18 protein-coding genes are annotated in these 23601 nt (G+C 60.8%); 8 read left to right on the forward strand and 10 right to left on the reverse strand.

The window, feature by feature from the left end; genetic code table 11:
* Nucleotides 1-288: 288 nt before the first annotated feature.
* From PM3016_RS28045 to PM3016_RS28060, 4 genes are all read right to left on the reverse strand, one after another.
* Nucleotides 289-6177: a pectinesterase family protein gene (locus PM3016_RS28045; RefSeq protein WP_014371766.1), complete on the reverse strand. Its 5889-nt coding sequence runs from the start codon at nucleotides 6175-6177 to the stop codon at nucleotides 289-291.
* 542 nt (nucleotides 6178-6719) lie between these two features.
* The gene (locus PM3016_RS28050) at nucleotides 6720-7079 is read right to left on the reverse strand and encodes a Lin0512 family protein (protein ID WP_013919789.1); all 360 of its coding nucleotides are present in this window, start codon (nucleotides 7077-7079) and stop codon (nucleotides 6720-6722) included.
* A gap of 39 nt (nucleotides 7080-7118) precedes the next feature.
* Nucleotides 7119-7445 (reverse strand): DMT family transporter, encoded by a 327-nt coding sequence (locus PM3016_RS28055; protein WP_013919790.1) that lies wholly within the window; start codon nucleotides 7443-7445, stop codon nucleotides 7119-7121.
* A gap of 142 nt (nucleotides 7446-7587) precedes the next feature.
* Nucleotides 7588-8688: a glycosyltransferase gene (locus PM3016_RS28060; protein ID WP_014371767.1), complete on the reverse strand. Its 1101-nt coding sequence runs from the start codon at nucleotides 8686-8688 to the stop codon at nucleotides 7588-7590.
* Between the two features lie 385 nt (nucleotides 8689-9073).
* On the opposite strand from PM3016_RS28060, the gene PM3016_RS28065 reads away from it, so the two are divergent.
* From PM3016_RS28065 to PM3016_RS28075, 3 genes are read left to right on the forward strand one after another with little or no spacing between them, the layout of a single operon-like run.
* Complete coding sequence (locus PM3016_RS28065; RefSeq protein WP_238540334.1) at nucleotides 9074-9616, forward strand: hypothetical protein; 543 nt, start codon at nucleotides 9074-9076, stop codon at nucleotides 9614-9616.
* A gap of 14 nt (nucleotides 9617-9630) precedes the next feature.
* Nucleotides 9631-10017 carry a hypothetical protein gene (locus tag PM3016_RS28070; RefSeq protein ID WP_013919794.1) on the forward strand — a complete coding sequence of 129 codons (387 nt, stop codon included), beginning with the start codon at nucleotides 9631-9633 and terminating at the stop codon, nucleotides 10015-10017.
* 14 nt (nucleotides 10018-10031) lie between these two features.
* Nucleotides 10032-10232 (forward strand): hypothetical protein, encoded by a 201-nt coding sequence (locus PM3016_RS28075; protein WP_013919795.1) that lies wholly within the window; start codon nucleotides 10032-10034, stop codon nucleotides 10230-10232.
* 23 nt (nucleotides 10233-10255) lie between these two features.
* On the opposite strand, the gene PM3016_RS28080 is transcribed toward PM3016_RS28075, so the two are convergent.
* Complete coding sequence (locus PM3016_RS28080) at nucleotides 10256-11560, reverse strand: glycosyltransferase family 2 protein (protein WP_014371769.1); 1305 nt, start codon at nucleotides 11558-11560, stop codon at nucleotides 10256-10258.
* Nucleotides 11561-11671: 111 nt separating this feature from the next.
* Here PM3016_RS28080 and PM3016_RS28085 point away from each other — a divergent pair, with 111 nt between their 5' ends.
* Nucleotides 11672-12688, forward strand: a complete 1017-nt coding sequence (locus PM3016_RS28085) for a glycosyltransferase (protein ID WP_014371770.1) — start codon at nucleotides 11672-11674, stop codon at nucleotides 12686-12688.
* Here the strand turns inward: PM3016_RS28085 and PM3016_RS28090 are convergent.
* Together PM3016_RS28090 and PM3016_RS28095 are read right to left on the reverse strand one after the other, a co-directional pair.
* On the reverse strand, nucleotides 12685-13692 hold the full coding sequence (locus PM3016_RS28090; RefSeq protein ID WP_013919798.1) for a polysaccharide pyruvyl transferase family protein: 1008 nt from the start codon (nucleotides 13690-13692) through the stop codon (nucleotides 12685-12687). The genes PM3016_RS28085 and PM3016_RS28090 overlap by 4 nt on opposite strands.
* Nucleotides 13689-15218, reverse strand: a complete 1530-nt coding sequence (locus PM3016_RS28095) for a glycosyltransferase (protein ID WP_013919799.1) — start codon at nucleotides 15216-15218, stop codon at nucleotides 13689-13691. Before PM3016_RS28095 ends, PM3016_RS28090 begins: the two co-directional genes overlap by 4 nt.
* Before the next feature lie 492 nt (nucleotides 15219-15710).
* On the opposite strand from PM3016_RS28095, the gene PM3016_RS28100 reads away from it, so the two are divergent.
* Entirely contained in the window at nucleotides 15711-16301 is a 591-nt protein-coding gene (locus PM3016_RS28100) for a CBO0543 family protein (protein WP_014371771.1), read from the forward strand.
* Between the two features lie 90 nt (nucleotides 16302-16391).
* Here the strand turns inward: PM3016_RS28100 and PM3016_RS28105 are convergent, their stop codons facing one another.
* Nucleotides 16392-18269, reverse strand: coding sequence for a rhamnogalacturonan lyase (locus PM3016_RS28105; RefSeq protein ID WP_013919802.1), 1878 nt, complete (start codon nucleotides 18267-18269; stop codon nucleotides 16392-16394).
* Nucleotides 18270-18743: 474 nt separating this feature from the next.
* Between PM3016_RS28105 and PM3016_RS28110 the strand changes: the two genes are divergently transcribed.
* Together PM3016_RS28110 and PM3016_RS28115 are read left to right on the forward strand one after the other, a co-directional pair.
* A complete protein-coding gene (locus tag PM3016_RS28110) occupies nucleotides 18744-19529 on the forward strand; it encodes an alpha/beta hydrolase (RefSeq protein WP_014371772.1) in 786 nt (261 codons plus the stop codon).
* Between the two features lie 3 nt (nucleotides 19530-19532).
* Nucleotides 19533-20333, forward strand: a complete 801-nt coding sequence (locus PM3016_RS28115; RefSeq protein ID WP_014371773.1) for an alpha/beta hydrolase — start codon at nucleotides 19533-19535, stop codon at nucleotides 20331-20333.
* 94 nt (nucleotides 20334-20427) lie between these two features.
* Here the strand turns inward: PM3016_RS28115 and PM3016_RS28120 are convergent, their stop codons facing one another.
* The gene (locus PM3016_RS28120) at nucleotides 20428-20844 is read right to left on the reverse strand and encodes a hypothetical protein (protein WP_013919805.1); all 417 of its coding nucleotides are present in this window, start codon (nucleotides 20842-20844) and stop codon (nucleotides 20428-20430) included.
* Nucleotides 20845-20987: 143 nt separating this feature from the next.
* On the reverse strand, nucleotides 20988-22601 hold the full coding sequence (locus PM3016_RS28125) for an S-layer homology domain-containing protein (protein ID WP_014371775.1): 1614 nt from the start codon (nucleotides 22599-22601) through the stop codon (nucleotides 20988-20990).
* Between the two features lie 182 nt (nucleotides 22602-22783).
* On the opposite strand from PM3016_RS28125, the gene PM3016_RS28130 reads away from it, so the two are divergent.
* Nucleotides 22784-23494, forward strand: coding sequence for a DUF1361 domain-containing protein (locus PM3016_RS28130; protein ID WP_014371776.1), 711 nt, complete (start codon nucleotides 22784-22786; stop codon nucleotides 23492-23494).
* Nucleotides 23495-23601 lie beyond the last annotated feature (107 nt).

The following is a 23601-nucleotide window of genomic DNA, read 5'->3' on the forward strand; positions in this document are numbered from 1 at the left end:
GCTGCATGCGTTCGGTCTGACGGTCCTGCCCGGTATCGCAGCCGCAGCCGAATCTCTTGAATATAGCCTTCATTCTAAAACAAAATTATGTGTACTTCTACCCGTTCCTTTGCCCCAAGGGCACAAAAATTGTATATTGTTGTCCCCCCCTACAAAAACCTTATCCCCCTGCTCGCTGGAGCAGAGGGATAAGCGGAAGCTGCAAACCGCAGCATGGACAGGCCGGGAATGGATAGACTTGAACCTCCCGCTGCACGCTGCCCATGGAGAGGATCGCCTCTTATGCGGTTACGGCTTCACCGACACCTTCACGACGGCATCCTTGCGGTTGCCGGCCTTATCCGTGGCCGTATACGTAATCGTGTAGACTCGCTCGCCGTAACGCTCTGCGCGGAGCTGGAATTCGGTATCGTTCGTGCCGTAAGCGGCGCCCTGGATGTCCTTCGGCAGGTCATCCGCGGCCAGTCCCGCATCCGCTTCGCTGCTCGTGATCGACTTCAGCACGATGGAGGCGAGGCCCGAACCCGAATCCGTGCCCTTGGCGGTCACACGGATCGGCACCATGCGGTGGTTCGGCGGCCAGAGCTTCGGCGTATTGACACTGAGCGTCAGCGCCGGCGCCGTCTTGTCGATCACGCGGACCGTCGCGGTGGCCGAGCCCTGGTTGCCCGCCGCATCCACGAAGGTGAAGGTGAACGAACCGTTGGCCTCAAAGGTATAGCTGAGGGACCCGTTATTGTTCGTGACGGTCACCGGCTCGCTCGGCACGATCGTGGCCGTCACCGGCCCGTTCGTCGGACCGTAAGCGCTGTAGGTGACCGTGGCCGTAGGCGGCACGGTGTCCACCGGCTTTTCCACCGTGAAATGAACCTGGTACGTACCGGCGGTTCCGTCCTGGGCGGTCACCTTCACGGAAGCCGTTCCCGGAAGAGCCGCAGCCTGTTCGATCTGCACCGCGGAGCCTGCCGCGTAGACAGATGCGGTAACGGTCGGCGCGGCCGTGGTTCCCGCCGGCAGGAGCACTTCATACGCCGTGACCTCCGGACGGAAGCCCGCTACGGGAACCCCATCCGCCTGCAAGGAAGCAAGCTGGGTGCTGCCGCCGAGCAGCGGAGTGCGCTTCAGCGGATTCCAGCCGTCCGTGCCGGGAAGCGTGACTTCCGGCAGCAGGGCAGCCGCTTCCTCTGCGGTCAGCTGCTTCGACCAGCGGTAACGGTCCTGCGGCCTCGCCCCCGGGCCGTAGCTGGCGTATTCGTTATAGCTCGCCGTCAGCTCGTTGGCGGTATTGCCCCAGTTGTCCCAGCCGGTCGGCCGGATATGGTCATCCATATACGTGTTGACATAGCTGACCTTGGCATAAGGTCTCCAAGGGCGGCCGAGTGCGACGGTGCCGGTGAGTCCGGGCTCTGCCGTCAGCCGGCTGTTCAGGAACAGGTAGCCCTTGCCGCCTTGGGGTGTGGAGGCTGCCGTTACGTAGCCGCCGGCCAGGCTGTGGATCACGCAGTTCTCGAAGACGAGAGCGGCGGAGCCGAAAATGTAGTCGACGGTGCCTTCAATATGACTGTCGACGAACACCTGACGGCCGTCATTCGCGTAGAACGTATCCTGGAAGGCCGTCAGCTTGACGCCCCGGAAGAACATCCGGTCACCCTTGGTCAAGAGCGCTACCGCCTGGCCGGCGAACTGGCCGGCATCGTTGGCGACCGTCAGGTTCTCTGCGGTGAAGTCATTCGCCGATACCGTGAACGAGGCGCTGCCGGTGGTGCCGAGCTCGCGGCCGCCCGCATCCAGCGTCTTCGCGCTGTCGCCGTAGATCAGCACGGTGCCTTCCCGGCTCTGGCCGATCATGCGGACCTTCACTTTGGTGGAAGGCATATTCAGCTTCTCGCGGTATACGCCGTCCTTGATCTTGATGACCGTCGTGACCGGGCTGTTGTCCGGCACGGCGTTAATCGCCTCCTGCACCTTGGCGTACATGCCGCTGCCGTCCGCCGCCACCGTCAGTACGGCAGCCGGCGTTTCCTGTACGGGGGCGGTCGAACCGCTCTCCCCTGCGGCATTAACGGCGCTGACCAGGTAGTAGTAGGTCTTCCCGTTCACCAATCCGGCATCCTTATAGGTCGTGCCGGGCACCTGCGATGCGATCGTTACGAATCCGCCGTCCGGGCGTTCGCTCCGCTTGACGGTATAAGCGTCGGCACCCGCCGCAGCCTTCCAGAAGAGCACGGCTTCCCCGCTGCCCGGCTCCGCCCGCAGTCCCTGCGGCACGGCCGGCACGCCCTCAGCCCCAGCCGGACGCACGGCGGCCGGTGCGGAGGCAAGCCCGTGTACCGCATCGTTGCGTGCCGTCACGGTGTAGTAATACGGCACGCCTTGCGGCAGCCCTTCCTCCAGGTACGTGAGACCGGCCGTATCCGCCAGAGCCGTATAAGGCCCTTCCGGCGATGCGGCGCGCTTCACTTCATAGGAGGACGCGCCCTCCACCGCATTCCAGCTCAGCGTGACGCTGCCCGCGCCGGCGGTTCCCGTCACGGCAGGCGTTCCGAGCGCCGCCGCCGGCAGTACGGTGACGGCCGGAGCGTCCGGCCCTTCCCCGCCCACACTGGAGGCCGACACGGTGTAATAGTAGGTTCTGCCGTTGACGAGGCCCCCGTCACGGAAGGCCGTGCCGGTTACCTTGGCCGCCGCCACGGTGAACGGACCTGCTGCATTCTCGGCACGTTTGACGCTGTAGTAAGAGGCGCCTTCCGCAGGCTGCCATGTGAGGTCCGCCTGCGTGCTGCGGGCCTGGGCCGTCAGCCCTGCCGGAGCCTGCGGCTTCACGGCAGCCTCGGACGGCGTCACCGCCACCTGCCCGGACGGTCCGCTCTCGCCGGTCGGCCCGGTGGCCGTCACGACATAGTAGTATGTCGTCCCGTTCGCAAGCCCTTCATCGATATACTGCGTGGCCGTTACCCCGGATGCCACAGCCGTATAAGGGCCTCCGCTGACGGTGGACCGCTTCACCGTATAGGATGCGGCTCCTGCCGCTGCCGTCCAGTTCAGCTGGACTTTGCCGTATCCCGGCACGGCCGTGAGGCCCTGCGGGGTGGCGATCGGCTCCACGTACACTTTGAGGTTATCGTAATACAGCGTACCCTTGCCTGTTCCAGGCGTCTTCGCCAGAATCCGGCCGATGCCCGCGCCGGCCATGTCGGCCTGGAAATCTACGCCGAGGGCTGCCGGAGCGCCGTCAATATAGATATCCGCCTTCTTCCCGGGCACGTCCGCGACAATCTTCAGATTGTACCAGCGGTTGTTCACCGGCGGCTCGCTGATCTTGTAGTCGGCGCCGCTCTTCTTGTAGACGAATGTATTGGCCGATTCGGCGACCGGCTGGGTCGGCTTCCGCAGCTCGATCGACAGCGGCGTCTTCGTTCCCGCTTCGTCCTGCAGCTGCAGCAGCACCGAGGTGCCCGGCCACGCGGCGGATGTCAGATCCGTCTCGATCACTACGGCACCGGTCTGTGGTGCGAACTTGCGGATGAACTGCGTATTGCCCACTCCATTGTCGTACACGACCATCGCCACCGAAGAGGCGTTGCCTGTCGTGCCCGCCGGCACAGGCACAGCGCCTACCTTATGGTCGGCATCCTGCGGATCCGGGGTAATCGTGTAGCCCGCCGGCAGCGTTCCTTCCGCCAGCCCTTCGTAGCTGTCGTTCACCAGGTGGATCGTACCCGTGGCTCCGGTCGGCTCCGCGCTGGCCTCCGCCGAGTTGAAGCTCTCACCCTGCGCATTGACTGCGGTCACCACATAATAATACTTCAGACCCGCGCTCAGCCCCGTGTCCGTGTAGCCCGGCTGCGTCAGCCCCTGCGTCACGACGGTGTAAGGGCCGCCGGGCAGCTCGCTGCGCTTCACCGTGTAACTCTGTGCCATGCTGACCGGATTCCAGTTCAAGGTCACCTGCTTATCGCCTGCAGCGGCCTGCACCCCTTGGGGTGCGGTCGGGTAATCCGCCGGCAACGCGCGCACGGCTGCTCCGGAGAAGACCGACGTATTGTACTTCTGGACATCGTCGTCGGCATCGGCGGCGTCCGCCGCGAGACCGAAGTAAGCCGTCTCGCCCATCGGAATCGAGGCCGTGCCCGTTACCGTCCAGTTCACCCCGTCCTTCGACACGAGGGTTGTGAACTGGCTGCCGAGACGGACCGCCTTCACCCAATACGGCACCGAGATGAAGTCTTCCGGCTCGGTCTTTGCCGCCTGGGCTCCGGCCGTTGTACGGGTGAGGGTCACGGCTTTGCGGCCCATTTTGACATACGGAATGTACAGAGCCGCCATGCGGGAGCCCGCAGTCAGGTCCTCGCGGATCATCACGCCCGCTTCCGCCCCGTCGTCTGTTGCCGTTACGCTCTCCACCCGGGCGACGATCTCCCCGTTGCCTGTAAGCGGCTGATAAGCGAAGTGGACTGCGTCCGCCGTTCCGCCCATGAGTCCGGCGGCTTTGACCGTCACGTCCGCCGGTGTGGCTCCAAGCTGCGTATGCCCGGCTATGCCCGGCGTACCGATGTCCTTCGCCTCCCATGGAGCGGTGCCCCCGCTCGTGTTGGCATGTACGGTGACACGATCCGACTGCACCGCAGTGCCCGTGTTATCCACTGCTCTGACGGACAGAGAGTGGGTCCCGTCCTTCACGCCCGGCCATGCCAGCGAATACGGGGCGGAGGTATCTTCGCCCAGCAGCACATCGCCGAGGTAGAACTGCACCTTGGCTACCGTGCCGTCCGGATCGGAAGCCTCGGCCTGCACCGTGATATCCGACCCCGCCTCCACGATCGTATTATGGGCCGGCGCTGTGATCGAAGCGGCCGGGCTAGCCGAGCCGTTCCCTGCCAGGGAGTTCAGGTAGACCTCCAGGTTCGTATACCCTTCGGCATTCACCAGATTACCGTCCGCACTCTCTGCCGGATTCAGCCCGTGCTGCGCTTCCCAGCTGTCCGGCATGCCGTCATGGTCACCGTCCGCAAGAGGGGACACCGCCTGCTCGAATTCCAAATAGCCGCCGACTTCCTTCTGGGAATTGATGTGCTCTCCCGTCCGGTTCCTCACGTCGCTGATGACTCTCGCGTCGATCGCATCGCGGCGCGGCAGTACGGCGCCGGCGCCGGCCAGCACGCTGGCATAAGCCTCTTCGGCGGTCTGCGGCTGCACCGGCTCGAGCATGGCTACCGGCTCGGCAAGCTTGGCGTCGGGGCTGGCCAGTGAGCCTACACCCTTCCAGTTGTCCGCGGTGACTTCGGGATTGCCGTCCATGTAGTTCCCGCCGATGTACATGCGGGAGTCCGCGGCCACACCGACGAAGATCATGCTGCGCGCATTCTTATACGTGCTCGGCCCGTATTTGAAATAGTTGTTGCGGAGGTTGAAGCTTCCCTTCTCCCCGCCGTAAGCGGAGAAAAAGCCCCAGTTATAGATGACGTTGTTGTACGCGTCCGTCTTGTCCTCCACCGAAGTTGCCGCGAACCGCGGGTTCCGGGAGACGTTGTGGGCGACAAGGTTGTGGTGGAACGTCGTATTGCGTCCGCCCCAGATCCCTCCGTAGCCGTGCCTTCCTTTGAAGTGGGTGGTCATCAGCATGCTCTCGGACATGATCGACCACTGCACCGTCGTATTCTCATTCTCGTACATGCTCATCACTTCATCGACGGACCAGGAGAACGAGCAGTGGTCGATGATAATGTTCTTGTGATACCGGCCTCCGAATGCGTCATCCTCGCTCATCACCCGGTCCCCGAGCCGGAAGCGCAGATAGCGGATCACGAGGTTGTCCCCGTCGATCGAGGTCGTATAATCCGCGACCGTGATCCCTTCGCCCGGTGCCGTCTGGCCGGCAATCGTCAGATTCGACCCGGTGATTTTCAGCGGGGACTGCAGATGAATCGTGCCGCCCACCTTGAAGATAATCGTCCGGTTGCTGCCGGCTACCGCGTCCCGCAGCGAGCCCGGTCCCGAATCGGCGAGCGTCGTCACCTCATAGACGCTGCCTCCCCGGCCGCCGGTCGTATACTTGCCTCCGCCTTCCGCTCCCGGAAAGGCGGGCACGCCAGCTCCCGCCGTTTCGGCCGATGCCGCCCCGGGCAGCAGGCTTCCCAGCATGGCCATAATGAGTACCGATGCCACTGTCTTTTTCACAACCTTGCCTCCCTTTGCACTCTCGTATTGAACTGCCGCTCTGTTCTGTTCTGACTGCCTAAGTCCCTTCGAACTTGTCCCTTCCAACTTGTCCCTTCTTTCCCTGCCGGCCCCGGTACGCCCGTACTCGCGCCATGCTCAAGACCGGCGGATCTGTCATCCCTCCTCGCGCCTCCTTCCATCCGGCAGCAGTGAAGGGAACGGCCGGAGAGATCGTCTCCCATCGCCGTTCCCCTCGGCCTCTCCATTATGGGCGGCAGCCTTGTGGCAGGCTATGCATCCTGGATAACCTCTTGGCTGCAGCCGGGGCCCCGGCGCGGTGCAGCAGGGATTGCACGCCCTTTCGCAGCAGCCCCGCAGCGCTTCAAGTTGCCTCCGGCACAATGGTTATTTGGGGCACACCCTTCCCCGCGCACAAAAAAAAGAAGCTGCCGCCCCAAGAGAGCGAAGCTTCATTCCGAATCAACATTCACGAGTCAACATTCCCGAGTCAACATTCCCGAGTCAACATTCCCGAGTCCAAAACCCCAATCAAAAACCGATCAATAGCCGACTTCTACTGATGCAATCACGACATAAGCCAGATCATTGACATCGTCCTTCTCGGGGAGGACCACCCCGGTGCCGGTCAGCATCCCGCCGTCCGTGACCTCAAAGGTGACCTGGCCATAAGGCAGCTCGGCCCGGACCGTTTCGAGGTCAAGCTTCTCCTTGTCGGCGGGGACCGCCAGCCTCACGTTCACCTTCATGTTGTGCAGGGAGCCCCCCGGCAGCACCGAACGAAGCCCCGGCATCGAGTTGTGATGGATCGCGTTCTGCACCGCCCGCACGGCTGCTTTCGTTACGTTCTGGCCGTGAAGATCGATGCCCATACCGATTTCGATAAACATGATTTTGTCCATAGTTCCATCTCCTATACGTTCATTAGTATGTATCATGCGCTAGTGTGCCGGCCCCTTGAGATTGATCAGCACAACGCCCGCGATGATGAGCAGGATGCCGCCCGCCGTCGGCAGCGAGATCGATTCCTTCCAGATGAGCACTCCGATCGCCGCGGTCAGGGCCGTGCCGACTCCCGACCAGATCGCGTAAGCGACGCTGAGCGGAATCGACTGCAGGGACAGCGACAAAGAGTAGAAGGCGATCCCAAAGCCCATAAGAACTCCCAACGACGGCCAAAGCTTCGTAAAGCCGGCCGAGGCTTTGAGCATGGAGGTCCCGAAGAGCTCCGTGACGATGGCCAGCGCCAAAAAGAGATAAGCTTTCATCCGTATACCTGCCTCCCGGGTGCTGTATATCTTCACTGTATCACATGGGGCCGTCCCGATTCCATCCGTTCTGCGGCGGTCTGTCCCAACCCTCGGAATAAAAAAGACTCCCTTCGGAGTCTTGGGCCGCGATCCCGCTGCCTCAGTCTTTCTTCGCAGGAATCACGCTCTTCAGCCTGCCTTCCAGATAAGCCTGGTTAGCCAGCATCCTCGGGTCCTCCGGCAGGTAAGCCAGCGCCTGCTTGTTATGCTCGTAAGCCCTGGCGTATTCCCCCAGCCGGTCATAGCATACGCACAGCTGCAGATGCGGCAGCCAGGTCCAGCATGCTTCGTTCAGGATGGCCCAGCGGCTCGCGGGCCGCTCCAGCTGCGCCGCCGTCCCGTACCAGAACACCGCGGCATCCAGCCGCCCGCCTTCCAGGAAGTGATACCCGAGCCGGCAGCACATCTCCGCCCTGGGCGCGCCGTACCGGAACGATCGGAGAGCGCTGTCCGCGAACCGGTCCGGCTGCCGCAGCTCATGGTAGCAGTCCGCCAGCTTGCCGCACGCCTGAATACAGTCCTCTTCCCAGCCGAGGCCTTCGGACAGGAAGAGCTCATACTGCTCCGCCGCCTTCTCCCACCGCCCGTGATCCTTCAGCTCATTCGCGTAGTAATACCGGTCGCGCGGAGTAAAGGGCTGATCTGACGCCAGCTTCCTCTCATAGATGGAGAGATTGCGTCCCGAACGGCCCGGGCGTTCGACCGGCTGGTGGCGTACCGCAATGCCGCTGTGCAGAATGTTCCCCGACACTTCCAGGTATTCATGCACGCAGCCGATCCAACGGAACTGCCGGGCGCGCTTCACGAGCCGGTTCCGCCGCAGGCTCTGAACGGCATTCCCCTGCTCGTCGAAGCTGAGCAGATACGGCATGGTCACCGAATCAACGGAGAGATCCAGCCGCTGCTTCAGCTCCCGCAGCGCCTCCGCATCCTCCGGGGCCATAACGTCATCGGCATCTAGCCAGAGGATGTAGTCGCAGGAGGCATGCCGGAACGATTCGTTGCGGGCGGCGGCAAAATCATCGATCCACGGAAAGTGAATCATCTTATCCGTGTAGGCACCGATAATCTCCAGCGTGGCGTCCGTCGAACCCGTATCTACGATCACGATCTCGTCGACCGCGCTGCGGACCGAATCCAGGCACCTGGCGATGGTCGCTTGTTCGTTGCGGACTATCATACACACACTGATCGTAATCATCGAATTCAACCTCCGCCTCATCAGATGATCTAACCTCCGAAGCATTCAGCGCGCGTCCCTGCAGCAAGAAGCTTCGGACGAAAGAATCCATGGAATCTACTTAACCTGCTGCCCCCCAGGAAACCGTGGAATGACCCACTTCTCTCTGGACCATATTTCTTTGGACCATATTCCACTTTTTACCACAGCCCACCTGCAGCAGTATATGCTGTGGATTGGGAAAAAGGCTGGATATCCGCCCTGCCGGACACTGCCCTATTTGTCATGATAGCTGTTCCTGGGTGCCTGTACCTCTGACAACCGCCCCTTTCCTCCGAATAGCGTCATTCGCCCCGTCGCAACCCGCAGCAGCGGAGTATGATGTGCTGTACCCCAATTTCCGGAGGTGTTCAGGTTGTTCAGATGCAAAAAAGTCAAAGTGGTTTGCACCATCAAGAAAGGGTGCCACAAGCCGAGCAAGAAGAAAAAGCCTACTCACTGCCCAAGAAAAGTCATCAAGAAGAAACCGCGCAAAGTTCTCGTCTGCCCCCGCCCCAAAATCCGAGTCGACGCACCTGATGTCACCGTAGCCGCACCCCAGCCCGTTGTTATTCCCGCCCCCGTCGTTAATGTGGAAACGCCGCAGCCGGTCGTCATTCCGGCGCCGGTCGTCAACGTGACCGAAGCCGAGGATGTCTGCGTAACGGAGCTTCGCGCCGAACTCAGCCGGTTCATTGGAAGCGTCATAGAAGTCATCGACGCCGGAGGTGCAGGAGCAGGCGGGAATCCTCCGAACCGGATCGGTACACTGGAGGGTGTCGGCTTAGGCACCATTGTTATCCGCCCAACAACAGGCAACCCGACAGGTCAAGTCGTGTATTACTCAATCTGTGAAATCATCGGGTTCCGGCCTGCTGTGACCGTACCAGCGCCGGCGCCGATCGGTTAAGGGGGAATCGACTCATGGCAGAATATGTAGTGATGCGTTGCGATTTCGTGCCTTTGAACGGAATCATCGTCGTTACCGCCTACAGCGGATCGGTTGGCGCTCCCAGCATCGCCCTGGGAACAGACGCAGCCGTTGCCCTCCAGATCCTTGATAACAGCGGCTTCGAGATTGAGGATGCAACATCGGATGCAAATGGCTACTCCTACACCCTGTATACGGGAGACCAAGTAACCCCGCCGCCTTACCTGGTGGATAGGATCGGCGAATCGGTGACGATCGAAACGGATGCCGGCACGATCACCGGGGTTCTGCAGCTGGTAGGTACGGATGTCATCCAGGTGCTTGAACCGACGGGGGACATTCTGCTGATTCCAATCCCGAGCATCAATGCAGTCTACTAAGGAGGGTTGACGAAATGACTTTCTCAGAGCTTCTTGCCGGATACTTGGGCCGGACGATTGAAGTGTTCCAGCAGAACCAGTTCTTTACAGGCGTTCTTGTGCAGGTGGAGGCTTCCTTCTTTGTCATCAGCCAAAGCGACGGCACTTACAATACGCCGCCGGTGAATATCACGATCCTCAACGCCAACGTGGAATTCGTGCGTATTCTCGCCTAGGCTGTTGGAACCCTTCGGGCGGCCTATGATTCCTCCCGGCCGCCCCCGGGTCTCGCCTCCAGCCAGCGCTGATAGTCCGTCTCCCTCTGCCGCGTGACGCTGTCCTTGCGGATGCGCCGGTGGTAGAGCGGCTCCGGTACATAATGAAACGGGTAAGTCCGGCCCAAGGCCAGCAGCATCTCCATATCCTCGTACAGCCGGCCGCCGAAGAGGCCTCCTTCGGACCAGCCGCCGAGCTCCCGCAGCGCCGCCGTCCGGTAGATCCGCGGGGCGACCGGCTGCCCTTTGCGCACATAGGCCTCTATATCAAGCCCCGGGCCATACCGCCGGATGCCCTTCAGCAGAGGCTCCCTGCCCGGGACCTGCTGCCATTCATAATGATCTCCGTAGATCAGTGCGGCATGGGGCGATACCCCCTTCTCCGCTTGGGACAAGCCCGCCAGACAATCCGGAGCGAGCCAGTCATCCGCATCAAGCTCCACGATCCACCGCCCGCGGACATGGGCGAGCGCCGTATTCAGGGCCCGCGCTTTGCCGTAATTGCGGTCGTGCCGGAAGATACGCACCCGGGGAGCGGCCAGCAGGTCCCCCATATACTGCTCCGGGGGCACCGGTGAACCGTCATCGACCAGGATCAGCTCCCAATCCGGACGGGTCTGCGCCAACACGCTGCGGACCGCCCAGGGTACCAGGTCTTCATCGCGGTACAGGCAGAGTACGACCGAGCAGAGCGGTGCGTCCCCTTCTTCCGTGCCCCCCGCAAGTGCTCCCGGCTCCGTCTTCTTCCTCCCTTCGGGTCCCTGCACGGTACCTTCGAGCAGCGGGCCAAGGAGATCCCGGATGTCCCCCAGCCGGCGGGAACTCCGGCGCATACCCGTGAACGGCGAGATGGCCGCGGCCTTCGCCCATGGCCGTATCCGGGCAAGCGAACGGTATGCGGATTCCAGCACGAGCGAATCGAACGGCAGGCGGGCATAGGTCTCGAAGCCTCCTGCCGCGCGGACCGCTTCCGTGCTCCACAGGAACGGATAGGGTGCGAGCCGGCCGCGGCAGCCCCCGTACGCGTCCCGGATCGCCACGATGCCGGCCGTTTCGGATGGAAGAAGCCCCCATTCGCAAGCCTCCTGCAGCCAGTAGAGCGGATTGAGCCGCATGCCCGCCTCGACTACCGCAAAATAGGGAAGGCTGTAATCCCGCATCAGGGCGTTCATGCGCTCCGCAAAAGGCGGTCTTACGATGCGGATGTCGAAGGGCGCCGCTGCCGGAAGGCTCTGCAAGGTCAGCTTCGAAGCGGCTGTTTCCGGCTGCTCCAGAACGATCATGAGCATACGCCCCCCCTTCCCTTCCAATGTACTTCCACTTTATGCGGAGAAACGAATAAACGTGAGCCCGGCGGAATAGTTTTAGCATTCGAGATGTTCGAGCAAGGAGTGGTTCCCGTGCTGTTCGTATACCCTCCCACCATCGACTGGGGCTGGATGAAGCAGCGCCCGCAGCAGATCATGAGCGGGCTGGCCGCGAGAGGACATACCGTGTATTTCTGCAACAAGACACGCAGAGAGGCGGCCGTGGAGACGCTCGCCCCCGGTCTGCACCTGGTGCATGATCATGATGCCTGGCTGCAGGGTCAGTGGCCGGCGATCCGGGACCGCTCGGCTGAGCCGTCCGTGGTCTGGGTGACGCTTCCCGGGCTCGCTCCCACGATTCACAGGTACGGCGCGTCTCTCACCGTCTACGACTGCGTCGACGAATTCCCCGAGTGGCTCCGGGACGAGCACCCGCTGGCTGAGATGGCCGATGTTATCTTCTGCACCGCCGAGCGAATCCGGCAGCGCCTGAGGCGGCGGTATCCCGGGCGCCGGACGGAGCTTGTCCGCAATGCCTATGACACGGCTATGGGCCTGCACAGCCGGCCGTCTGCTCCTCTTGCCAAACCTCCGGATCTGCCCAATCATCCTGGACCCTGGATCGGCTATATCGGGGCGTGGGCCCCCTGGGTCGACGAAGCCCTCTTACGCCGCCTGGCCCGCAGCCTGCCCGAGGCGGACATCCTGATTGTGGGTCCGGAGTTCGGCCGCAAATATGCCCGCGACCCTAAGCTCCACTTCCTCGGATTGAAGCCTCACGCGGAGCTTCCTCTCTATATGGATTGGTGCAGTCTGTTCCTGATCCCCTTCCGGCCCAACGGCGTAACGCTGGCCACCAACCCGGTGAAGGCCTACGAATATTTGGCCACAGGAAAACCCGTGATTGCGACCGACCTTCCCGAATGCCGCCGAATGGCGCCCTTCGTGGATTGTGCCGGCAATCACGGGGAGTTCCTGCGCCTCACGGCCTCCCGTCTGCAGGATGCCGGAGACCGCGCAGCCCGTACCGCTTATGCGCTGCAGCATACATGGGCGCACCGCGCCAGCGAAGTGGAAGAGGTGCTTGCGGGAATCGCCGCCCGCCGCTAGGAGAGCGTGCTCTCGATGGAATCTTTGAGCTTCCCCAGCTGGAGCCCGGCGAGCTCCTCCGTCTGCCGGATCAGCGGAGCAGCCGCTGCCAGCCGCTGCTTTCCGCCCGCGAGGAAGTCGTCGAGCTTCCCCAGCAGCTGATCCTGCGGCAGGGTGTAGTCATGAACGAACTCCTCCAGTCCGAAGCTCTCCATCAGGCTGCGGACCTTGCTCATCTGGGTCAGGCAGAAGACAGGGACCCCGCTGCGGATGGCCGCCAGGGACGGATGAAGCTTGAAGGAGATAAGGCAGTCCAGCGAGCCGATGTAGCTGTATGTCACCTCCAGGTCATACTGCGGCCGGGGCACGACCACGACAGCGTTCGGGTGCTTCTTCAGAATGTCCTCCTTCAGCTCCGAGCACAGGGACGTATCGGCGAACGGATTATTGGACTGGTTCACGACCGGGATGAACACCAGATCGTACCCCTTGCCGATCAAGCGATCCGCGATGGCCATCAGCTTGTCTTTCGGGAACGAGTCGTAGGTAAAAATGCAAAGACCGGCTGTGGGGCGGGCGGAGAAGCGGCCCATCGGATAGCCCGGCGGTTCATAGCCGAACGCCACGTCGGGAACGACCTCCACGGCAGCGTTCAGGGACAGTCGGCGGGCAATGTCCGCCGACCGCTGGTCCCGCAGTGCCATGAGGTGGGCCTTGGCCGTCCGGACCCGGTACTGCTCCACTTCCTCTTTGGGCCAAGTGGATTCCGGATAGTAGTCGACGATACCGACACCATAGATCCAGGTCGGTTTGTTCTCCAGCTGCGGAGGGAAATAGAACGAATTGAAGGCGTAGGGGGTGATGAGGTCCCCCCCGCCGATGATGACCGCATCAACACGCTTCACGTCCACCTGGGCGACCCAAGGGAATACGCAGTGGCCCTTCAGCGTCTGGGCGAACGTCTTCAGGAACAGCTCGTCGCCGAAGTTTCCCATGCCGAGATAACCGCATACGCATATATTCATGACAGGACTCCTCCTTCGGAAGTGGGGACAAAGCAGGTCAACCGCGGGCGGCTGAGCCGGGTAACGACATACTGCGGACTCGACAATTCGAACGTTATGGACCGGCTCAGCTTCGCGTACGGCGTCACATCGAACGAGAACGTTTCCTGCAGACGGTCGTTCGCCTGCACGGATGCGGCGGGAGTAAATGCCGGCAGCCGATCGAAGCTGAGTGACGCGGCGGACCAGGACGCTCCGCTGACCCCGAGGTTCAGTACAATCCCGTCCTCCGCCCGGCAGGTGCCGTCCATCTCCAGGTACACCTTCTCGGCGGCGGCCGGGATAATGCTCGGATCGAGCTTCACCACGAACCGGTATTCGCCCGCCGGCATGTTGCCCACCCAGGGAGGCTCGCTGTGGAACACGGTCTGGGCATAATAGGAGTTCACGGTCTGGTGGGCCAGCGGGATCTCCTGCACGAAGGGCGGAGAGGCCGTTGGCAGCGGTGCGGAAGAAGCATGGAATGCAGGATACCACTGGGTGAGATGCTGCTGGATGGTCAGGTACCGGTTGCGCCAGCTGAAGGCCTGGGCGTAAAGGGAGCGCTGCTCCTGACGGCGTCCGGGCGAGGCGAGCTGGGCCTGGACCTGACGGACGAACTCGTCGGGATCGCCCGCGATCGACACATGCGGCACCATCTTGCGGACCTCGGGCAGATCGGTGGAGACGACGGGCTTGCCGGCGGCCAGGTATTCGTATACTTTGATCGGATTCGTGCTCTGCGTGATACGGTTGACATGAAACGGGATGATGCAGACATCCAGATGCGGGACAATCTCCGGCAGTTTGCTGTAATCCTGGTAGCCCATGAAATGGACGTTCGCCGGATAATACAGCGAATCTTCCCGAAGTCTCGGCCCGACGATGATCACCTGGGCTTCAGGAATCCTCTCTCCCAGCGCCTGGATGATCCGCTCATCCACCCAGGGTGCCCAGGCTCCGATATATCCGATCTTCGGGCCTCTCGAAGGCGGAATCCCGGGCAGCGGCACGCTCCGGTTCAGGAACATCGTCTTGCGGAAGAAATCCCAGTCACAGCCGTTCGGCACCTGGATCACCGGCTTCGAAGAGGCCAGAGCCGTCATCTTGGCTTCGAGTCCGTCCGCCGTACAGACGACGGCATCCGCCGTATGAATATACTGCCGCTCATCGGATTCCCAATCCGGAAAGTCATCCACGCAGTCGTAGATCACAAAGTCGGCGCCGTAATCGGAACGGCCGCGGGGAAGCTGCCTGCTCCAGGAGGTCCAATATACCGTCCCCTGCGCAGGCCTCATCTTCGGCCACAGCTCCTTGAGAAAATACTCCGCATGATGAACGAGATATAAATTCGGAGCAATCGGTTCGTACACCGGCTGCCCGGCGGCTCCTGTTTTATTAAAATAAAATACGGTATGTCCATGCTGTGCAAACTGGTCCATGAGGTGCTGGGGGCGCTGCTTCATCCAGGACCAATCGATTGTAGGCGGGTACAGGATGACTCCCATTGGCTTTCACTCCTCCTTACTTACCATCCTCTCTTAATAAATGTAAGCACGGCTTGTACTGTGATAGTACAATAGCAGTTCTGGGAACATTTAGTGATACGCGGAGCAGTATGGGGAAGAGAGGGGGGACACAGCAAGAAAAAGACCCCTTTCGGGGCCTTTTCAACGGTGAATGGATTTGTTGGTGCTTTTGGGAACAGATGAGAGTTCGGTTCTTTTACCTAGAAAACACTATGGCAGTTATTGCTGCGCTAACGTCTCTGCGGCACATCCCCTCACTTCATTACAGATTCCGTCTGGCCACCTTGTCAAGCGTTGAATCATTCAACGGATCGACACCTCGCTTTTCACCGTTGCTAATATAATGTCCGGAAGCTTCAACGGCTATACACCGGGTCAAGAAAACTATCGAAAGGGCTGTGCCGGACAGCCGTATGCATGGATAACCTCCCCCTTTTGGGAAATTCTAAAAGGCAAAGGAGGCTTCCAGACATGATGACAAGCGAGCAGCAAGAAATCCTGACTGAGCTGTCGAACCGTGCGTCTTCCCTGACCAATGACTGGTCGATGTATTGGAAGACCTACTCTCACCCGGGTACGTGGCAGTTCTGGGCTTACCTGCTAACCTTTGCAGTTCCCATGGTGGCTCTGGTGATTCGGATCGACCGGAAGCTTGCCTTCCGGCTCGGCTTCTACGGCTTGACCGTCCATCTCCTCTCCACCTATGTCGATACATATGCAACGACCCATCGCATGTGGCAGTATCCCTACCGGATTATACCGGCCATTCCGTTCAGCGTCGGGTTGGATGTTTCCCTGATTCCCGTTGTGTATATGCTGTTCTACCAGTGGACCCTGAAGCGCCGCAAAAATTACTATCTCTGGCTCCTTGTTGTGTCCGCCGCCTTCACGTATGGACTGAAGCCGCTGCTGGTGCTGGTAGGCCTGTTCCGCTTCTATGAAGGCACCTACTTCCAGCTGTTCCTTCTATATTTCGGGGGCGGTTTGGTTGCCAAGTGGTTAACGGATCTGTTCAAGTATGCCCAATCCCGGAGCCTGGACCGTGCGGATAACTCCGCTTGATCAGTCCGGCGCGGTCAAGGATAGCCTATATCGCCAAAAACAACCACTCCAGGCGCATGCCGGGAGTGGTTGTTTCCGTACGGCGGCCGCCTACGGTGTCGTGTAGATGCTCGGCTTGGCCGGCGTGCTCATGCCCGTGCCAAGGTAGTAGCTGGTGTGCGGCGGCTGGTTATACCCTACATTCTGCCAGGCTACGCCGAGGCGGTAGACCGGATCATGCATCAGGGTATGCAGCTTCGTCGTGGTCACCGCGTTCGTCGTATAGATCCGCAGGGCGGTGCTGTCCGACGTGCGCCAGATGACCTCCTCCCTCCAGTCGCCGATCAGGTCCGCCTGCAGGGAAGGATTGCCCTTGGTTGAATTGTTGGAGCTGGTGCCGGTCGCCGTCAGCAGTCGCGTCAGGGAGCCTGCGTTGTAATCCCACTTGTCGATCTTGCCGGTTCCTCCGGTGTGGTCGAGCAGCTCGCGGGAGAGATCGCCGTCCCACCAGATTGCAAAGTTGATCGAACCCGGCGCCGAGCTGCTGATCTGCGTGCCCGTGACCGTATGAAGGCCTACACCCGAAGCCCAGAGCTCCGCTCCCTTGTAGCGGGGATCAATATCGGCCGCCATGCCGCGGCCGGTATCCGCTCCGGTGTTCTTGCCCCACAGGACCGCTCCGGTCTTCGCGTCGTGAATCTCCGCCCCGTAGGCTGCGCTTGTGCTTTCATGCACCTGGAATACCTCCAGGCCGGCGCGGTCCGGGTTCAGGTCGCTGAGGTGCATCGCATCGCCGTGTCCGAGTCCCGTGACATACAGCTTCGCTCCGTTGTCATCAATGCCCAGCGATCCGTAAGCGATTTCATCTTTGCCGTCGCCATCGACATCCGCGATGCTCAGGTTATGGTTGCCCTGGCCGGCTGTCGCCGATCCGTTTGTCGAGCTGTTGCTGTCGAAGGTCCACTTGCGGGTCAGACTGCCGCTGCGCCAGTCGAAGGCGACGACCACCGTGCGGGTATAATAGCCCCGGGCCATGATAATGCTCGGCCTTACGCCGTCCAGATAAGCCACGCCGGCGAGGAAGCGGTCGACGCGGTTGCCGTAGCTGTCGCCCCAGCTTGATACGGTGCCCCGCGGCGGCACATAGTCAATGGTGGAGAGCGCCGCTCCGTTCGTTCCCGAGAAGACCGTGAGGTATTCGGGCCCGTCCAGGATATATCCGCTGGAGTTGCGGTAATCCGCCGTGGAGCTGCCGATCGTCACCCCGGCGCCGTCCTTCGTGCCGTCGGCGGTTTTGCAGACAACCTCGGCCTTCCCGTCTCCGTCAAAATCGTACACAAGGAACTGGGTGTAGTGCGCGCCCGCCCGGATATTTTTTCCGAGATCGATCCGCCATTTCCGCGTACCATCCAGCTCATAGGCATCGAGGTACACATTGCCGGTATATCCGCTCTGCGAATTGTCCTTGGAATTCGACGGGTCCCACTTCAGCACGATCTCGTAATCTCCGTCGCCGTCCAGGTCCCCTACGCTCGCGTCATTTGCGCTGTAAGTGTAAGCCACCCCGTCCGGTGTCGTCCCGCCGGCCGGCTTCTGGATCGGCACATCGAGATAACCGGAACCCCACACGCCCGCCGCCGGGGAGGCCGTCTGCTCCGTGCCGTTCACGACCGCCTTCACCGTATAGGTGGAGGATGTGGTGCCCCCGGGATCCTGGTAATTGGTGCTGTTCGTGATCGGCGTCGAATTCACCTTGGTTCCGTTCCGGTAGAGATTGAAGGACACGGTGCTGTCCTCCGTTCCCAGCAGGCGCCATGAAACGAACACACCGCTCGACATGGGGACGGCGACGACGCCGCGGTTCAGCTTCTCCGCCTGGCGGGCGGCCGCATGCGCCTCCGGCTGGGGAAGAGCCGGCGACACGGCCAGTGTGGCTGCAAAGAGGAGCGCTGCCGTAGAACGCAGCAGAAAACGCTTTCTTTTATCCATAAGGTTTGATTCCTCCGTTTACTTATCGATTAGTGGGCGAGCTCATCTTCCTCCGGCTGTGTCTGCCGGATGGCTCCTTTCATACCTGCGGTTGAAAAGCCGTGTCCTTGGATTCCCATAACTGCCCGAACTTCTTTCTTCCTAATCCCGATCCTCCGTTCTTTACTTCGCCGCCCACGTGCTTGATGAGCAGCCTGTGGATCATTCCACCTTTGGTAGTAAACGCTTACTTTTCGGTTTGTCACCTCACCTGCCCTTCTTCTCGTTGTCCAGGTTCGCTGTGAATGGGTCCCTGGTGTTTACATCCTAGACAATATTTGCAAGAAAAAAAACAAGAAAAATCAGTGATCCGTGTTCAAAAATCAGACAAATATAAACGTTTTAATTGAAAAGGGGACTTGGCGGAAGGGTTCCCCCTATCTCGTCAAGAAAGTAGAAGGGAAAGCAAAATAGTCGAACTCAAGGAGGCTCCCCATGGCTTGGCTGCATATTGAGTATTACTCCGAAACCCTCCGCATGCCGGTTCCCATGGAGGTGCTGCTGCCCCAGCACGGCGGTCCGCGCGGCACAGCTTCTCCCGGACCTTACGCTGCGCTCTATCTGCTGCACGGCCGGACCGATAACCAGACCGCCTGGCTGCGGCGCACCAGTGTGGAGCGGTATGTCGAGGGACTGCCCCTGGCGGTCGTGATGCCGGCGGCGCATCTCAGCTGGTACACGGACATGGCCTGCGGCCGCGATTATTTCCAGTTCATCACCCGGGAACTGCCTGCGATCTGCGAGCGGAACTTTCCTCTGGCCGCCGAACGGGAGCAGCGGTTCATCGCCGGTCTGTCCATGGGCGGATACGGTGCCCTGAAGGCCGGGCTGCTCGCCCCGGACCGATTCGGAGCTGCCGCCTCCTTCTCCGGCGCGCTGGATGCGGCCCAGGCCTTTGACCGCCTCGAGCCGAGGCAGGCAGCCGATATCTTCGGCAGCCGGGATACCGTGGAAGGCAGCGTGAACGACCTCTTCGCTGCAGCGGAGAAGCTGGCCCGCTCCGGGGAGCGCGTCCCGGATCTGTACCAGTGGTGCGGGACGGAGGACTTCCTGTACGACGCGAATGTGCGCTTCCGGGAGCACGCCGCGAAGCTCGGGCTGCCCTTGACTTACGAGGAAGGCCCCGGCGGGCACGAGTGGAAGTACTGGGACCGGTGCGTCGAGCGGCTGCTGCAGCGCCTGCCGCTGACAGCCTGCAGCACGCCCAAGGAGGAGGAATAGCCCATGCGGATCGAAACGAACATCCACTCGGAGATCCTGGCGTTGGACACCACCGTCAGCGTCATCCTCCCCCAGGAGAAACAGCCGTATTCGGGGGACGGCAAGCTGAAAGTTCTCTGGCTGCTTCACGGCGGCTCCGGCGACCATACCGCCTGGCTGCGGATGAGTGCGGCAGAGCGTTACGCGAACGAATACGGGATCGCGCTGGTCACCCCCGGCGGCCTGCAATCCTGCTTCACGGACATGGAGCACGGCGGCCGGTTCCACAGCTACCTGACGGAGGAGCTGCCTCCCCTGCTCCGCCACCTGTTCCCGCGCCTGTCGGCCGCCCGCGAAGACAACTATATCTCCGGCTACTCCAACGGCGGCTACGGCTGTCTGAAGGCCGGACTCGCTCGGCCCGATCTGTATGGAGCGATCGGCGCCTTCTCGGCCGGCGACAAGTCCGACGTTTCGTTCGTGAATGACGGCTCTCTCCGCTCGCGCGACCGGATCCAGCTGTTCGGCGAAGGGAGCCTGAAGGGCACGGACAACGACCTTCAGCATCTCGGGCGCAGGGCGCTTGCCGGCGGCTCCCCGCTGCCCAGGGTCTATCACGCCTGCGGCCATCTCGACCCGTGGCTCGATCTGAACCTGATCGTGCGGGATTTCTTCGAAGGGCTCGAAGGCAATCCTTACAATTACCGGTACCATCAGCCGGAAGGGATGGCCCACACGTGGGACTTCTGGGACCTGGAGCTGCTGCGGTTCTTCGACTATCTCGGTCTGGAGAAGGAGCCCGGCCGCTATGTTTCGGGGATGTAGAAGCCGGTTCGACGGATTCAGCATAGCCGGCTTGACCCATCTATATCGCAAAAGGAGCTTGCCGAGACGGCAGGCTCCTTTTGCTTTAAGCGCCCTATTTCTCCTGTTCTTGCAGTATCCTATGAAAAAACTTCTTCAGGTCCTTTTGGGAGAATTGATACTTGGATGTTAACTCCAAGCTGCCAAAGGCTCCTGAAGTACCGCCATACGGATCCTGATAGCATACCCAGATTTCGCCATGAGACCTTACCTGTATGGTGATTCGAAGGGGACAAAGCCGATCTGAGCCGCGGAACTCGCTTTCAAAGTGTTTCACACTGTTGATCCACTTAATAATCTGCTCCCGATCCTCGGGGGATGCCTCCCGATCCTCCATCGCATCTCCCGTTATCTTCATACCCGAAACATCTCCTGGTGAAATAGGAAGGTATGGAATCTCTTTTATTTTATTGTCAGATTCCTTGCAGCCGAGCAGCAGAAAGAAGCATGCCAATACGACCAACTTTTTCATCCAGAGACTGGCTCCCTCTCCCGATATGGGGTTCGATGGTTTTAGCTCTTATCCAGCGCAACCGATATCATCTTCGTCCTCCTCCCTCACTCATCTCATCAAAAAAGAGGAACCGCCCCGCGCGGCTCCCCTGCATCTTCCGTTTATTCGAACAGCTTCCAATCGGAATCGGTATAATTCCCCATGTACCACAGCGATACACCCTTGAGTCCGTAATACTTCGCGAGCCATAGCTTCTTCTCAATACTCTCGGTATCTTCGTAGTACATCTCATGGCTGCCCCGCTCGTCCTGAAAAGCCATCCGCTTCAGGAAATAAGGATAGCTCATGGACTGCGAGACTCCCGGCGCGCCCAGACGCTTCTCGACTTCCGCGATCTCCGGATTGAAGGAGTCGGTCCCCCCGTCCGGAGCGGTCACCCATTGGTTGGCCTGCTTGGAGATCCCGAGCACCAGCTTCTCCTTCGGGACGAGGGCCAGCGCCCGTTTCACCGAATCATTGACGAGCGGCAGCGGTGCCGAAGGCAGACGGCTCTCGTCGTGGGTGAAGTTATACGCCATGAGAATGACCGTATCCGCCAGGCCGCCGATTTCCTTGAGATCATAGCCCTTATAGTAATAGTCCGGCTGTACGGCAACGGTCAGCTTATAGTCAGGAATGCTCTTTTTCACACGGTGGAGAAACTGTACGTAATCCGCTGCGCTGGCCGGCTCCAGCAGCCCCTCCAAATCCATGCAGACCCCGCTGAACCCATACTTCTTATCCGTAAGAACAGCCTTCAGGGAGTCGATAAAAGCATTCTGAGCCCCTTCGTCCTTCAGGAAGTCCTTCAGGTTCTTGTCCCCGTAATACACCATGAGTTCTTTGCCGGCCTTGGCCGAACCGGCTGCGCCAAGCGCCTCTTCCCACCCGGACGGGATGCGGTATTCGGTCTTCTCCGTGTTCAGCCGGGCTGTTCCGGGGGAAGGATACTCCAGATGCGACCACCCGAAGGTGACTTGGCTCAGCAGCGGGATGCGTCCGATCGCAGGATAGGAGCGGATCGCATAGAAGCCCGTATGCTCCAGCTTCGCTCCGGCCGTCTCTGCGTCGATCAGTCTATAGAAGATCGCGGCGGCCTCTTTGCGGGTCAGCGGCTGCTGCGGATGGAAGCCGGTCTCGTCGCCTTCCATAATCCCGCGGTTCACCGCGTAATAGGCATACGGACGAAGCCCTTCGCCGATCGTGTCCCCGTCGGCATACTTCCGCCGCTCCCTCTCCTCCTGCCAGCCTTGGCTCATCCAGCGCTCCCGCGCCTCTTGCGGCTGGGCGTCCAGCAGGGCCCGGCCGGCCACAGCCGCCACCTCTCCCCGCGTGATCGTCCGCTGGGGATCCAGGGCACGCCGGGAATCGAGCAGCACATCGATCCATTTCCGTTCATAAGCCGCGGCGATGTAAGGGTAGGACCATCTCGATGGCTCCACATCCGCCGGAGCATCTCCTGAGGGCACAGCCGGATCAAGACTCTTCGACTGCACGAGCAGCTTCAGGAAGGCTTCCCGGGTCAGCATGCCGTCCGGCTGGAATGTGGCATCGGGATACCCGTCGATCAGGCCGATGGCAGAGAGCGAATAGACCTCCTCCTGGAACCAGTCCCCGTTCGATACGTCAGTGAACGGCTTTAAGGACACGTCATACGCCAGGGCGCTGCCTGTCGCAGCCAGCAGGAGCAGGGCTGCGGCCGGAATCGTTTTTTGAATCAAGGACAACAATGTCATCTCTCTCCCCTCAATATCTGTCTTCATTGACGTAATCCAGGGGAAATAGTTGCAGGGCAGGATGGGCTCATCCTCCAGCTCCCTGTTGATCGTACCCTTCTGCGCTGGTATACTTCGGGAAATAGCTGAGTTCGGAGACCGGTCTCCGGGATCAGCTGAACGCTGTCATGGAAGGAACCATCATGAACCTGAATCGACTCTTGCCCTGGGTCCCTCTCCTGACCCTCCTCTCGCTTGTCACCGCAGCCTGCCTGCTGCTCAGCAGCCGATTGGGCGAAGCGTATGACTTTCTCCGCTGGGATGTGACGCTCGCCTGGATTCCCGTGCCGATGGCCCTTCTGTTCATGCTGCTGGATGGACTGAAGGCCCGCTGGGTCCGCCGGCTGCTGAGAGCCCTTGTAGCCGCAGTCTGGCTCGCCTTCTTCCCCAACTCGGCTTACCTGGTCACGGAGCTGCTGCATGCTTTCCGCTTCTTCGAGATGCAGCCCGGCTTCTGGACCGGGATCGACTATTGGTACCGCGTCATGCCCATCTTCGGTGTGGCTTGTCTAGGGCTCGCGCTCTCCGCCAGCTCCCTGTATCTGCTGCACAGGTGGACCTCAGCCAGGCTTGGTGCCCTCACCGGGTGGTTCTTCGCAGCGGCCGCTTTGGCCCTCGCCAGCTTCGGCGTCTATATCGGGCGTATTCTGCGGTGGAACTCCTGGGATCTCGCCGCCCGCCCGCAGATGATCGTCACCGAGCTGGCTGCGCTGTACCAGGACACTTCCAGGTGGAGTCATGCCGTCAGCTTCGTGGAACTGTTTTTCGCCGTCCTCTTCCTCAGTTACGGCATCTTTTATACGGCCATCGTGCTTGGGGCCAAGGGCAGTCCAGCGCCGGCGTCACTCCAGTAGACAGGCAAGCCAAAAAGAGTCCGCCCATCGATCGGCGGACTCTTTCCTATGTGTTTCTCCTGCTTCCAATCCCGGTTGGCTCTTTGCGCGCTGATCGTACCTCTTAT

This window comes from Paenibacillus mucilaginosus 3016 (assembly GCF_000250655.1).
Classification (GTDB): Bacteria; Bacillota; Bacilli; order Paenibacillales; family NBRC-103111; genus Paenibacillus_G; species Paenibacillus_G mucilaginosus.

Excerpts from the sequence above, each read along its gene's own strand:
- PM3016_RS28050 (WP_013919789.1), bottom strand. The coding sequence starts at position 7,079 with ATGGACAAAATCATGTTTATCGAAATCGGTATGGGCATCGATCTTCAC.
- PM3016_RS28055 (WP_013919790.1), bottom strand. The coding sequence starts at position 7,445 with ATGAAAGCTTATCTCTTTTTGGCGCTGGCCATCGTCACGGAGCTCTTC.
- PM3016_RS28060 (WP_014371767.1), bottom strand. The coding sequence starts at position 8,688 with ATGATTACGATCAGTGTGTGTATGATAGTCCGCAACGAACAAGCGACC.
- PM3016_RS28070 (WP_013919794.1), top strand. The coding sequence starts at position 9,631 with ATGGCAGAATATGTAGTGATGCGTTGCGATTTCGTGCCTTTGAACGGA.
- PM3016_RS28075 (WP_013919795.1), top strand. The coding sequence starts at position 10,032 with ATGACTTTCTCAGAGCTTCTTGCCGGATACTTGGGCCGGACGATTGAA.
- PM3016_RS28080 (WP_014371769.1), bottom strand. The coding sequence starts at position 11,560 with ATGCTCATGATCGTTCTGGAGCAGCCGGAAACAGCCGCTTCGAAGCTG.
- PM3016_RS28090 (WP_013919798.1), bottom strand. The coding sequence starts at position 13,692 with ATGAATATATGCGTATGCGGTTATCTCGGCATGGGAAACTTCGGCGAC.
- PM3016_RS28095 (WP_013919799.1), bottom strand. The coding sequence starts at position 15,218 with ATGGGAGTCATCCTGTACCCGCCTACAATCGATTGGTCCTGGATGAAG.
- PM3016_RS28100 (WP_014371771.1), top strand. The coding sequence starts at position 15,711 with ATGATGACAAGCGAGCAGCAAGAAATCCTGACTGAGCTGTCGAACCGT.
- PM3016_RS28105 (WP_013919802.1), bottom strand. The coding sequence starts at position 18,269 with ATGGATAAAAGAAAGCGTTTTCTGCTGCGTTCTACGGCAGCGCTCCTC.
- PM3016_RS28110 (WP_014371772.1), top strand. The coding sequence starts at position 18,744 with ATGGCTTGGCTGCATATTGAGTATTACTCCGAAACCCTCCGCATGCCG.
- PM3016_RS28115 (WP_014371773.1), top strand. The coding sequence starts at position 19,533 with ATGCGGATCGAAACGAACATCCACTCGGAGATCCTGGCGTTGGACACC.
- PM3016_RS28120 (WP_013919805.1), bottom strand. The coding sequence starts at position 20,844 with ATGAAAAAGTTGGTCGTATTGGCATGCTTCTTTCTGCTGCTCGGCTGC.
- PM3016_RS28125 (WP_014371775.1), bottom strand. The coding sequence starts at position 22,601 with ATGACATTGTTGTCCTTGATTCAAAAAACGATTCCGGCCGCAGCCCTG.
- PM3016_RS28130 (WP_014371776.1), top strand. The coding sequence starts at position 22,784 with ATGAACCTGAATCGACTCTTGCCCTGGGTCCCTCTCCTGACCCTCCTC.